Source organism: Streptomyces sp. NBC_01410 (assembly GCF_045040195.1).
Classification (GTDB): domain Bacteria; phylum Actinomycetota; class Actinomycetes; order Streptomycetales; family Streptomycetaceae; genus Streptomyces.
In genome coordinates this window covers 5,734,179-5,746,148 of sequence record NZ_CP109530.1, presented here as the reverse complement: position 1 = coordinate 5,746,148, position 11,970 = coordinate 5,734,179, and the positions used below count along the sequence as shown (strand labels likewise).

Genomic DNA, 11,970 nt, shown 5'->3' with positions numbered 1-11,970 from the left:
CCGTCGTTGCACGGCCAACTCATCCCAGTGTCACCGCACTTGGGTGCTGTGCGAATGGCGACGACGTTACTGGCCCGGGCGGTTGCAGGGGAGAGACGGAAGTCGCCGTAATCTGAGGAGGTAGACCCCGTCCGTACCAGGAGCATGTCTTGTACTTCACCGATCGCGGCATCGAGGAGCTGGAGAAGCGGCGCGGCGAGGAGGAGATCACTTTCGAGTGGCTCGCCGAGCAGCTGCGCACGTTCGTCGACCTCAACCCGGACTTCGAGGTCCCGGTGGAACGGCTGGCCACGTGGCTGGCGCGGCTGGACGACGAGGACGAGGACGAGTAGGGGGCGGGACGGGGGGAACACCGCCCTACCCCCGACGCCCCCGCACCCGGTCGTACACCAGCCCCAGCGCCCCGTGCACGATCAGCACCGCCCCCGCCACCGCCCAGCCTCCGCTCCGCCGCCGTACCCCCCGCGCCACCATCGGCACTCCCGCCGCCGACTGCGCCGCGCTCAGCAGCCGGGCCGCCGGGCCGCGCAGCCACGGTCCGAGCGGACCCTCCTCGACCGCGTCGAGCTCCGCCCGTACCGCATCGCGCCACCCCGACCACTCCACCGGCTCCGCGCCCAGCGCGCGGGCGGCCGACCGCAACCGGTCGGCCGGTTCGCCGCCGTCCAGCCAGGGCTTTCCCTCGGGGACGAGCACGCTCCACTTCTCACCGGCCGGTGCGAGCAGCTGCTGCTCGCGCAGCAGATGGGCGCGGTGCCGTACGGCAGCCGGCTCGGCCCGGCAGAGCAGCAGCGCGCCCGCGGATGTCGCGTTCATGGCTCATACGCCAGGCCAATTTGCCCCCGTACAACCGTTATGCGCTCCCCCACGCGCCCGCCACCACGCTTGACATCCCCTATTCGCGATATATCGTATCTACCAAGAGACGCGATATGTTGCGTCAAGCCCGCCCCAGGGAGGTCAGCACCATGGCAGAGTCGACGTGGGAAGTCGCTGAGCCGAAGAAGCTCACCTTCGACGACCCCGTGACGGCACTCAACGTGCGCATAGTCAACGGAACGGTCAACGTCGTGGGCACGGACGAAGGTTCCGCCCGCCTCGAGGTCTCCGAGATCGAGGGCCCCCCGCTGATCGTGACCCAGCAGGGCTCCACGCTGACCGTGGCGTACGAGGACCTGCCCTGGAAGGGCTTCCTCAAGTGGCTCGACCGCAAGGGCTGGCACCGCAGCGCGGTCGTCTCCCTCGCCGTGCCGACCGGTTCGGCGGTCGAGGTCGGCGTGGTCGGCGCGGCGGCCTTCGTATCCGGCGTCCAAGGCACGACGGTGGTACGCGGCGTCAGCGGCGACACCACACTCGTCGGCCTGTCCGGCGCGGTCCGCGCCGACACCGTCTCCGGGAATCTGGAGGCCCAGTCCGTCACCGGCGATCTGCGCTACCACTCCGTGTCCGGCGATCTGACCGTGATCGAGGGCGCCGGAACCTCCGTACGGGCCGAATCGGTCAGCGGCGACATGGTCATCGACCTCGACCCCGCGGGCAGGCCCACCGACATCCGGCTGAGCACCGTCTCCGGCGAGGTCGCGATCCGGCTCCCGCACCCCGCGGACGCGCGCGTCGAGGCGAACACCGCGAGCGGAGCGGTCTCCAACGCCTTCGACGACCTGCGGGTCAGCGGCCAGTGGGGCGCGAAGAAGATCACCGGGAGACTGGGCGCGGGCACGGGGACGCTCAAGGCGACGACCGTGTCCGGCTCGATCGCCCTGCTGCGCCGGCCGTCCGCGGAGGACGAACCGCACGACGCAGCCCCCACCGGAAAGGTGCTCTGACATGCCGCCCGTCTTCGCTCATGGCCGTCTGCGCCTGTATCTGCTGAAGCTCCTGGACGAGGCCCCCCGCCACGGCTACGAGGTGATCCGGCTGCTGGAGGAGCGCTTCCAGGGCCTGTACGCGCCTTCGGCGGGAACGGTGTACCCGCGCCTGGCCAAGCTGGAGGCCGAGGGTCTGGTCACCCATGCCACCGAGGGCGGACGCAAGGTCTACTCGATCACCGAGGCCGGCCGGGAGGAACTGGCCGGGCGCAGCGGCGAGTTGGCCGACCTCGAACTGGAGATCCGCGAGTCGGTCTCCGAGCTGGCCGCGGAGATCCGCGACGACGTGCGCGGCGCGGCGGGCAAGCTGCGCAGCGAGATGCGCGCGGCGGCGTCCGAGACACGGACGACGTCCGGCGGGGCGGAGACGGACTGGGGCGACAAGGAGTCGTGGCGCGCGGCGAAGGAGGAGCTGCGCAAGGCGAAGCAGGAGTGGAAGGAGCAGGCGCGGCGGGCGAAGGACGAGTCGCGCCGGGCCCGCGAGGACGCCCAGCAGGCACGCCGCCAGGCGAAGGAGGCGCAGGAGACGGCCCGCCGGGAGATGCAGCGCATCGCCAAGCAGGTCCAGGACCAGGTGCAGGACCACTTCGCCCGGGGCGATTGGCCGACGGGTGTACGGGAGGGCCTGTCGGAGCTGAGCACGCAGCTGGGCGGCCTGGCGCGGGGCACGGCGTGGCCCCCCTACGTCAAGCCGGACCCTGCGGAGGAGCCCCCGGAATGGGCAAAGGACCCGGCCGACTCGGACAACCCGGCCCGGGACCTGGACCGCCTGCTGGACCGCTTCCGCGACGACATCCGCGACGCGGCGAGGGACCAGGGAGTCACGCCCACCCAACTGGCGGAGGCCCGCCGCCACTTGTCCACGGCGGCGGCCCACATCGGCGCACTGCTGCGAAACCCGGAGGCGTAGCCGCGACGCGGGGGCCCGGGGCGCGGGTCCTCGCCGGGCCCGGGGGCCACGAACGCGGTTCCGCCGCGGCGCGAAGCTGCCGCCGGGGGTGTGGGGACGTCAGCCCCCACGTCAACCTCCCCCGGGGGCCTGGGGGACCGCACCGCGAACGCCCGCACTGCAGGCTGCGGCGCGAAGCTGCCGCCCGGGGGCCGGGGGGCGAAGCCCCCACCGTTCCCGTCAGGGTTTCGCGAAGGGGCGGGGTGGGGGAAACAACCCCGCCCGCGGCGCGAAGCTGCCGCTCCGGGTGTGGGGCGCCGGCCCCCACATGAACCTGCCCAGGGGGCCTGGGGGCGTCCCCCAGTTCGGTTAGGGGGTTGGGGAAGAACCCCCCTCACCCCGCCCGCGCCGCTCCACCCCCAAACATCACCCGCTCCACCGCCTCATACGTCGCCCCATGCTCCGCCAGCACATCCGCCACCACCCCCGGCCGCGCCGTCAGCGCCAGCAGCAGATGCTCGCCCCCGATGCGCCGGTCACCCCGGCCCGCCGCGATGCGGAGCGACTTCACCAGCGTGTCCTTCGCCGAGGGGCCGAAGGCCCGGTGCCCCGACCACCGCCGCTTCGACTTGGGGCCCACTTGGAGCGCCCCCGCCCCGTGCGTCTGCTCGACCTTCGAGACGATCTCGGCCACATCGATACCGAGTCCGGCGAGGGCTTCTTCGTCCGCCTTTGACAGGCCCCCGCGCCGCCGTGCGTCCGCGAGCGCGTTCTCCACCGAGCCGCGCCGGTCGGTGATCCCGAGGGCGGCGAAGGCAAACGCCGTCCGGGTCCCCTCCTGGTCGAGCATGGCCAGGAGCAGATGCTCGTCGGTGGTGGAGTCCGCGCATGCGCGCTCCGAGTGTTCTACCGAGCCCGTGACGACCTCACGGGCGTCCTTGGTGAAGCGCTCGAACATCACTGCCTCCCGTACTTCTTGTGTACGGCCTGCCGGCTGACGCCCAGCTCGGCCGCGATCTCCTGCCACGACCAGCCCTGGTTGCGGGCACTGCGTACCTGTACGGCTTCAAGCTGCTCAAGGAGCCGCCGCAGCGCGGCGACGGCTCGCAGCCCGACCCGCGGGTCACGGTCGCCCGCCCGCTCGGCGAGATCGGTTGCTTCGGTCATGAATGTCAACCTACATTGACAGTTGTCCATAGTCAACCCCGGTTGACAACCTCTCGCCGTACCGTGGTCCCGTGATCGATTTCCGTACGTCCGCACCCGTGACCGGCAGCCTCGATGTCCAGTGGCACGCCGGCTGGCCCTCTCCGAAGCACGACCCGGCTTCCGAGATACAGGTGCATGCCTACTCCGAACACACCGTGATCCTCCGGCAGAACAAGTCCGTGCACTTCGAAGCCCCGTTCCTCTTCCTGCTGTTCGGGAACGAACGGGCGCTGCTGCTGGACACCGGCGCGACCCCGGACCCCGCCCACTTCCCCCTGCGCGCCACCGTCGACGCGCTGATCGAGCAGTGGCTGGCCCGCCATCCCCGCGCGCGGTACGGACTGGTGGTCGCCCACACACACGGACACAGCGACCACATCGCGGGCGACCCCCAGTTCGCGGACCGGCCGCACACCGAAGTCGTCGGGCCGTCGCTCTGCGAGGTACGGGAGTTCTTCGGACTTACGGACTGGCCGGACGGCCGTGCCGAGCTGGACCTCGGCGGGCGGGTGCTCGATCTGGTGCCCGGGCCCGGGCACCAGGAAGCCGCCGTCGTCTTCCACGACCGGCACACCGGGCTGCTGCTCACCGGCGACTCGCTCTACCCCGGCCGGCTGTATGTCCAGGACACCGAGGTGTTCGCCGCCACCGTAGACCGGCTCCTCGCCTTCTGCGAGACCAACCAGGTCACCCACGTCCTGGGCTGCCACATAGAGATGACGACAACCCCGGACAAGGACTACCCCCGAGGCACCACGCACCAGCCGGACGAGCCTCCGCTCCAGCTGACGACCGCGCATCTGCGACGGCTGCGCGACGCCCTCGCCGAACACAGGACCCACAGCGGGGACTTCATCGTGGTGTACCAGGACTGACGGTGACCGTGATCCGCGCGCCGGGCAGCGCCCGCACCCGCACCGCGCAGGCCCGGCCCGCCGGCACCGTCGGGGTGTCCGTCCACGCCGGGCCGTCCAGGGCGATACGCCGGCCGGACGCGCTCGGCGGCAGCGAGATCTCCGTCGCGCCGCGCTGCCCGTGCGCCCGGTACTCCAGACGGTACGTCCCGGACCCCTGGTCGTACGTATCGGCCGCGACCCGCCCCGCGACGGCCGCCGCGTACGGCGCCGCCGTCTGCTCCTTGTTCGTACGGAACAGACCGCGCTCGTCGACGGCGCAGTAGCCGCCGCCGTAGCACCAGACATAGCCCGCCCACCCTGAGCTGTAGCGGTTCAGGGATGCCAGCGCCTCACGGTAGAAACGGCCCATGTTCGGAAGGGAGTTGTTGAGGGGACCCCACTCACCCACCACGACCGGGATCCGCTGCTCCTTCGGGTAGGCGGTCACGGCCGCCTCGTACGACTCGATCCAGCCCGCCGAGGGGTCGTAGTCCGCGCCCGCCTCCATCGCGGTGTTGTAGAAGTGCGGTGCGTAGACGACCTTGGGGTCCTTGATCCTGCCGAGGCCGGTCGGGAGGCCCTCGCCCACGATCGGGGTCGGTTCGACGAAGACCCAGTTGCCGTCGTCGGCCGAACGGACGGCGTCGGCAAGGCGGTTGTACATCGGCGTGAGCTGATCGCGTTCGATGCGGCGGGCCGCGGCGGGCAGGTCCTCGCCCGCGCGCAGCTCACCCATCGGCTCGTTGATCAGGTCGTAGCCGAGAACGGCCGGGTGGTGCTCGAAGCGGTCGGCGATGACCCGCCACATCCGTGCCTGGGCACGGCGCAGGTCCTCGTCCTCGTAGAGGTGGGTGAAGGCGCGCTGCACGGCCGGTTCGAAGTACTCGGAGAACCAGTCGTCCGGATGCGGGGTGAAGGGCAGACCGTCGGTCCGGGTGGCCCATTCCGGGATTCCGCGATGCCCGAAGGCAGGGCCGAACACGTCCTGGTGGGAATCGATCAGCACCTGGATGCCGTTTGTCTCCGCCCAGTCCAGAATCCGCTCGATCTTGCGGAGATACGCGGCGCTGTAATGGCCGCGCCGGGGCTCCAGGTCGTCCCAGAAGACCAGCAGACGGGCGAAGTTGAAGCCCTGGGCGCGCATGTCGCGGAAGTGCTTCTCGGTGATGGCGGACAGCGCCCGGTCGCCGCGGTTCGTCTTGTCCTCGACGTTCCAGCCGCGCAGGGTGAGGGTCCGGCCGCGGTCGTCGGTCAGACGGGGGATGCCGGGCGGGTCCGAGGGGGTGGCGGCGGAGGCCGGAGCCACCGCCGCCAGAACCAGAAGGAGACAGCAGCCGATCAGTACCGGGATCGTTCGGCGCGTAGGCATGGGACGGATCCCATCAGCGAACCTGACGGTCCATCAAGAGGGCGTCAGCACGATCTTTCCGAAGAGGTCGCCCGCGGCCATCTTCTCGAAGCCCTCCCGCGCCCGGTCCAGCGGCAGGACCTCGTCGATCACGGGACGTACGCCCGTTGCCCCGCAGAAGGAGAGGAGATCCTCCAGCTCATCCTTGGTTCCCATCGTCGAGCCGACGACCTTGAGCTCCAGGAAGAAGATCCGGGTCAGTTCGGCGTGCGAGGGCCGGTCGCCGCTGGTCGCGCCGGAGATCACCAGCGTGCCGCCGGGCCGCAGCGACTTGACCGAGTGCGACCAGGTGGCGGCGCCGACGGTCTCGATGACGGCGTCCACGCGCCGCGGCAGCCGTGCGCCGGGCTCGTAGGCCTCCTCCGCGCCGAGCTCGACGGCCCGCTTGCGCTTGGCCTCGTCGCGGCTGGTCGCGTACACCCGCAGTCCGGCGGCCTTGCCGAGGACGATCGCGGCGGTGGCGACGCCGCCGCCCGCGCCCTGGACGAGGACCGAGTCACCGGGGCGCACCCCGGCGTTGGTGAAGAGCATGCGGTACGCGGTGAGCCAGGCGGTCGGCAGGCAGGCGGCCTGTTCGAATGTGAGCTCCTTGGGCTTGGGCAGCAGGTTCCAGGTGGGGACGGAGACCTGTTCCGCGAAGGTGCCCTGGTAACGCTCGGTGAGAATGGAGCGCGGCTCGTCGGGCCCGACGCCGTGGCCGCTCTGGCCGATGACGGAGTGGAGGACCACCTCGTTGCCGTTCTCGTCGATGCCCGCGGCGTCGCAGCCGAGGATCATCGGGAGCTTGTCCTCGGCGAGGCCCACTCCCCGCAGCGACCAGAGGTCGTGGTGGTTGAGCGAGGCGGCCTTGACGGTGACGGTGCTCCAGCCCGGTCGGGCCTCGGGGGCCGGGCGTTCACCCAGCTCCAGGCCGTTGAGCGGGGCGTCACGGTCGATGCGGGCTGCGTAGGCGGCGAACATGACCATGACGATAGGACGGCGGCCGGACGCGACGGAACCACGCAGCGGTGTGACACGCACCGCGTCCCGCGCGTCGGCGGCGGGCGATCCACCTGTTCGGCGCAAACTCGCACAGAATTTTCCCGCTACACGCCCGTACGGGCCGTGCCGCACCCCTTCAGGAGTGCCCCACGGCCCGTACGGATGCATCGGCGGCGCGCTGTCGCGCCCCGCAACAGTGCCGGGTCAGCGCCTCGCGACGCCCTCCGCGCGCGCAGCCGCCGCCACCGCCGCGGTGACCGCGGGGGCCACCCGCTCGTCGAAGGGGGACGGGATCACATAGTCGGCCGCCAGGGCGTCGCCGACCACGTCCGCCAGCGCGTTCGCCGCGGCGATCTTCATGCCCTCGGTGATCCGGGAGGCCCGGACCTGGAGCGCGCCCGCGAAGATCCCGGGGAAGGCCAGGACGTTGTTGATCTGGTTCGGGTAGTCGCTGCGGCCCGTCGCCACGACGGCCGCGTACTTGTGCGCGACGTCGGGGTGGACCTCGGGGTTCGGGTTGGCCATCGCGAAGACGAAGGCACCCGGCGCCATCGACGCGACCGCCTCCTCCGGGACCGTACCGCCGGAGACGCCGATGAAGACGTCCGCCCCGGCCAGAGCGGTCTCCAGGGAGCCCGAGAGACCGGCCTTGTTCGTGATCTCCGCGAGCTCGCGCTTCACGGACGTCAGGTCGTCGCGGTCCTGGCTCACGATGCCCTTGCGGTCGGCCACGGCCACATCGCCGATGCCCGCCTCCAGCAGGAACTTCGCGATGGCCACACCCGCGGCGCCGGCGCCGGAGATGACCGCGCGCAGGTCACTCAGACCGCGACCGGTCAGCTTCGCGGCATTGCGCAGCGCGGCGAGGGTCACCACGGCCGTGCCGTGCTGGTCGTCGTGGAAGACCGGGATGTCGACCCGCTCCTGGAGCCTGCGCTCGATCTCGAAGCAGCGCGGCGCCGAGATGTCCTCGAGGTTCACTCCGCCGAACGAGGGCGCGAGCCGGACCACGGTCTCGATGATCTCGTCCGTGTCGGTCGTGGCGAGCGCGATCGGAACCGCGTCGACCCCGCCGAACTGCTTGAAGAGGATGGCTTTCCCCTCCATCACCGGAAGCGACGCCTCCGGCCCGATGTCGCCGAGACCGAGCACCGCTGTGCCGTCCGTCACAACTGCGACGACCTGCGACTTCCAGGTGTAGTCGTGGACGAGCTCCGGATGCTCGGCAATCGCGCTGCACACCTTGGCGACCCCGGGTGTGTACGCGAGGGACAGGTCGTCCTTGTCTCGCACCGGCACCGTGGCCTGGATGGCCATCTTGCCGCCGCGGTGCAGCGCGAAGGCCGGATCGAAGGGCTCCTCGGGAGCACCCTCCGCACCGTCTTCGCTGTCGCTGCGAGGATTGACGATCTCCGCTGCCATTTTGTTGACCCCTTAAGTCTTCATCAGTTGAGGGTGGCCACTCCTGGTTGAGGAGGGGTGGGCGGGCACCGCGTAAGTGCCCCGCCTCGGCGGTTGGCCCGCCCGGCGGGGGAGGTACGTACGCGCGGGCGCGCCGCACACGCGCCCTGAGCCCCGGATGAGGGGTGTAAGCGTCCTTCTTACCGGACCGACGGCCCCGGCGACGAGTCGATATCAGCTTGCTGACAGGACTCATTGCCGCATGTCAGGACACGTCAGCTACGCACCCGGAAACCGGTGCGAAGCACCGGTCGGGCCGCAGATTTTCCGGCCGGAAGAAGGTATCTCAGTGAAAGGTCCGGCCTTGATGTACCGGCCTCGTGAGCTTCGGGGGTGTCCCGTTACCCGATTTTGACATGCGTGGCCCCCTGGTTGGGCTAGTCCGAATGGCAAGATGCCGAAAACACTCAAGGTCGCGACACTCGAAGATGAGTGGAACGACTCGAAATGTCCCAAATGGCAGCACCCTCATCCGCCGGAGGATCACGACCATGACCGCAAGCAACACCTGTCGTACGACCGCTACCAGGGCCCGGATCGCCGCGGTCGGCGCGATCGCGGTCGCCGGGTCACTGATGCTCACCGCCTGTGGTGACCAGACGGCCGAGGGCTCGAAGGAGACCAAGGGCACATCGGCGAGCAGCGCAGCGCTCTTCGACAAGCTGCCTCAGAAGTACCAGGACTCCAAGGTGATCAAGGTCGGCACCGACGCCGCCTACGCCCCCATGGAGTTCGAGGAGGGCGGCAAGATCGTCGGCATCGACCCCGACATCGCCGCCGCTCTCGGCAAGGAGCTGGGCGTCTCGTTCCAGTTCACCAACGGCACCTTCGACGGCCTGATCTCGTCGCTGAACACCGGTCGCCAGGACCTCGTCATGTCCGCCATGAGCGACACCAAGGCCCGCCAGCAGGGTCTGGACGACACGGGCAAGAAGGTCGGCGAGGGCGTCGACTTCGTCGACTACTTCACCTCGGGTGTCTCGCTCCTGGTCAAGAAGGGCAACCCGGAGAACATCCAGTCGCTCGACGACCTGTGCGGCAAGAAGGTGGCCGTCCAGCGCGGCACGACCTACGAGAACACCTTCAAGACCCAGGCCGCCAAGTGCACCAAGGACGGCAAGGGCAAGCTCACCATCGAGGCGTTCGACACCGACGCCGAGGCCCAGACCCGCGTGAAGTCCGGCGGCGCGGTCGCCGACCTCAACGACTACCCGGTCTCCGCGTACATCGCGAAGACCGCGGGCGGCGGCAACGACTTCGAGGTCGCGGGCAACCAGACCGAGGCCGGTCCGTTCGGCATCGCCGTCGACAAGGACAACGCTCAGCTGCGCGACGCGCTCAAGGAAGCCCTGAACGCGATCATCAAGAACGGCGAGTACACCAAGATCCTGGAAAAGTGGGACGTCAAGAACAGCGCCGTCACCGAGGCGACGATCAACGCCGGCAAGTAGTCCCGGCGCCCGCCTCAAGCGTTTCACTGAAGGGCAGTCACTGTGACTGACAAGTTCGACAAGACGCCTGCCGACGAGCCGCCGAAGGACTCGGCGGCCGTCAAGGTGGCAGCACACCCTGAGCAGATCAAGGCCATCCCGGTACGGCACTGGGGCCGCTGGATCAGCGGAGTCGTCGTCGTGGCGCTGCTGGTCCTGCTGGTCTATTCGTTCTCGCAGGGCGACGTCAACTGGGACACGGTCGGAGACTTCATCTTCGACGACCGGATCGTGACCGGCGCGTGGCACACGCTGCTGATCAGCGTGCTGTCGATGCTCATCGGCCTGGTGCTGGGTGTCGTCTTCGCCGTCATGCGGCTCTCGAAGAACCCGGTCACCGGTGCGGTGGCCTGGCTGTACATCTGGTTCTTCCGCGGCACACCGGTGTTCGTGCAGCTGCTGCTGTGGTTCAACCTCGCGCTGATCTTCCCCGTCCTGAACCTCGGGTTCTACAAGGACGAGATGGTCGACGTCATGACGCCGTTCATGGTCGCCCTGCTGGGCCTGGGCCTGAACGAGGGCGCGTACATGGCCGAGATCGTCCGGGCCGGCATCCAGTCGGTCGACGAGGGCCAGACCGAGGCCTCGCACGCGCTGGGCATGTCCAGCAGCAAGACCATGCGGCGGATCGTTCTTCCGCAGGCGATGCGGGTGATCGTGCCGCCGACCGGCAACGAGTTCATCAACCTGCTCAAGACCTCCTCGCTGGTGTCCGCGGTGCAGTACACCGAGTTGCTGCGCGCGGCGCAGAACATCGGCTCCACGTCCTTCGCGGTCATGGAGATGCTGCTGGTCGCCTCGGTCTGGTATCTGGCTCTGACCAGTGTCTTCACCGTCGGCCAGTACTATGTGGAGCGGTATTACGCGCGCGGTTCGCTGCGCGAGCTGCCGCTCACGCCGTGGCAGAAGATCAAGAAGAACCTGTCGTTCCGCAGCAGCCCCAGGGGGGTGTGACATGACCGCCATGGTGAAGGCCGAGGGCGTACACAAGTCGTACGGTCTGGCCCACGTCCTCAAGGGCATCGATCTGGAGGTCGCGCCTCAGGAGGTCTTCTGCCTGGTCGGCCCCTCCGGCTCCGGCAAGTCGACATTCCTGCGGTGCATCAACCACCTGGAGCAGATCAACGCCGGCCGGCTGTCGGTCGACGGCCAGCTGGTGGGCTACCGGCAGAAGGGCGAGAAGCTCTACGAGCTGAAGGACAGCGAGGTCGCGGCCCAGCGCCGGGACATCGGCATGGTCTTCCAGCGCTTCAACCTCTTCCCGCACATGACCGCGCTGGCGAATGTCATGGAAGCGCCGATACAGGTCAAGGGCGAGTCCAGGGCCGTGGCCCGTGCGCGCGCCGAGCGTCTGCTCGACCGGGTGGGCCTGGGCGACAAGGGCAAGCACTACCCCACCCAGCTCTCCGGCGGCCAGCAGCAGCGTGTAGCCATCGCCCGTGCGCTGGCGATGGAGCCGAAGCTGATGCTCTTCGACGAGCCGACTTCCGCGCTCGACCCGGAGCTGGTGGGCGAGGTCCTGGACGTCATGCGCGGCCTTGCCGAGGACGGCATGACGATGATCGTCGTCACGCACGAGATGGGCTTCGCGCGTGAGGTCGGCGATGCGCTGGTGTTCATGGACGACGGCGTCGTGGTCGAGTCCGGCCACCCCCGCGAGGTCCTGAGCAACCCGCAGCACGACCGCACCAAGGCCTTCCTCTCGAAGGTCCTCTGAGCAGCACCTTAAGCAGCACGGAAAGGGCGGTACGGACCTGGTGTCCGTACC

13 protein-coding genes are annotated in these 11,970 nt (G+C 69.4%); 7 read left to right on the top strand and 6 right to left on the bottom strand.

What is annotated here, in order from left to right:
- Positions 1–149: 149 nt before the first annotated feature.
- Positions 150–332: a DUF6104 family protein gene (locus OG741_RS26635; RefSeq protein ID WP_014176503.1), complete on the top strand. Its 183-nt coding sequence runs from the start codon at positions 150–152 to the stop codon at positions 330–332.
- Between the two features lie 25 nt (positions 333–357).
- Here the strand turns inward: OG741_RS26635 and OG741_RS26630 are convergent, their stop codons facing one another.
- On the bottom strand, positions 358–816 hold the full coding sequence (locus tag OG741_RS26630; RefSeq protein ID WP_405601944.1) for a hypothetical protein: 459 nt from the start codon (positions 814–816) through the stop codon (positions 358–360).
- 152 nt (positions 817–968) lie between these two features.
- On the opposite strand from OG741_RS26630, the gene OG741_RS26625 reads away from it, so the two are divergent.
- Positions 969–1,826 (top strand): DUF4097 family beta strand repeat-containing protein, encoded by an 858-nt coding sequence (locus OG741_RS26625; protein ID WP_405601943.1) that lies wholly within the window; start codon positions 969–971, stop codon positions 1,824–1,826.
- Between the two features lies 1 nt (position 1,827).
- Positions 1,828–2,778, top strand: a complete 951-nt coding sequence (locus OG741_RS26620) for a helix-turn-helix transcriptional regulator (protein ID WP_405601941.1) — start codon at positions 1,828–1,830, stop codon at positions 2,776–2,778.
- 373 nt (positions 2,779–3,151) lie between these two features.
- On the opposite strand, the gene OG741_RS26615 is transcribed toward OG741_RS26620, so the two are convergent.
- Positions 3,152–3,715, bottom strand: coding sequence for a Clp protease N-terminal domain-containing protein (locus OG741_RS26615; RefSeq protein ID WP_405601940.1), 564 nt, complete (start codon positions 3,713–3,715; stop codon positions 3,152–3,154).
- Positions 3,715–3,924: a helix-turn-helix domain-containing protein gene (locus tag OG741_RS26610; protein WP_018571396.1), complete on the bottom strand. Its 210-nt coding sequence runs from the start codon at positions 3,922–3,924 to the stop codon at positions 3,715–3,717. Before OG741_RS26610 ends, OG741_RS26615 begins: the two co-directional genes overlap by 1 nt.
- Positions 3,925–3,995: 71 nt before the next feature.
- Between OG741_RS26610 and OG741_RS26605 the strand changes: the two genes are divergently transcribed.
- Positions 3,996–4,841 (top strand): MBL fold metallo-hydrolase, encoded by an 846-nt coding sequence (locus OG741_RS26605; RefSeq protein ID WP_405601937.1) that lies wholly within the window; start codon positions 3,996–3,998, stop codon positions 4,839–4,841.
- Here the strand turns inward: OG741_RS26605 and OG741_RS26600 are convergent.
- The 3 genes from OG741_RS26600 to OG741_RS26590 all read right to left on the bottom strand — a co-directional run bounded on the left by OG741_RS26600 (position 4,819) and on the right by OG741_RS26590 (position 8,673).
- On the bottom strand, positions 4,819–6,231 hold the full coding sequence (locus OG741_RS26600; RefSeq protein ID WP_405601935.1) for a glycoside hydrolase family 5 protein: 1,413 nt from the start codon (positions 6,229–6,231) through the stop codon (positions 4,819–4,821). The genes OG741_RS26605 and OG741_RS26600 overlap by 23 nt on opposite strands.
- 33 nt (positions 6,232–6,264) lie before the next feature.
- On the bottom strand, positions 6,265–7,230 hold the full coding sequence (locus OG741_RS26595; protein WP_405601934.1) for a zinc-binding dehydrogenase: 966 nt from the start codon (positions 7,228–7,230) through the stop codon (positions 6,265–6,267).
- Positions 7,231–7,455: 225 nt separating this feature from the next.
- The gene (locus OG741_RS26590; protein ID WP_405601931.1) at positions 7,456–8,673 is read right to left on the bottom strand and encodes an NADP-dependent malic enzyme; all 1,218 of its coding nucleotides are present in this window, start codon (positions 8,671–8,673) and stop codon (positions 7,456–7,458) included.
- 530 nt (positions 8,674–9,203) lie between these two features.
- Here OG741_RS26590 and OG741_RS26585 point away from each other — a divergent pair.
- The 3 genes from OG741_RS26585 to OG741_RS26575 are packed head-to-tail and all read left to right on the top strand — an operon-like array spanning position 9,204 to position 11,919.
- A complete protein-coding gene (locus OG741_RS26585) occupies positions 9,204–10,163 on the top strand; it encodes an ABC transporter substrate-binding protein (protein ID WP_405601929.1) in 960 nt (319 codons plus the stop codon).
- A 42-nt stretch (positions 10,164–10,205) separates the two neighbouring features.
- The gene (locus OG741_RS26580; RefSeq protein WP_405601927.1) at positions 10,206–11,156 is read left to right on the top strand and encodes an amino acid ABC transporter permease; all 951 of its coding nucleotides are present in this window, start codon (positions 10,206–10,208) and stop codon (positions 11,154–11,156) included.
- A 1-nt stretch (position 11,157) separates the two neighbouring features.
- Positions 11,158–11,919, top strand: a complete 762-nt coding sequence (locus tag OG741_RS26575; RefSeq protein ID WP_405601925.1) for an amino acid ABC transporter ATP-binding protein — start codon at positions 11,158–11,160, stop codon at positions 11,917–11,919.
- Positions 11,920–11,970: the final 51 nt, after the last annotated feature.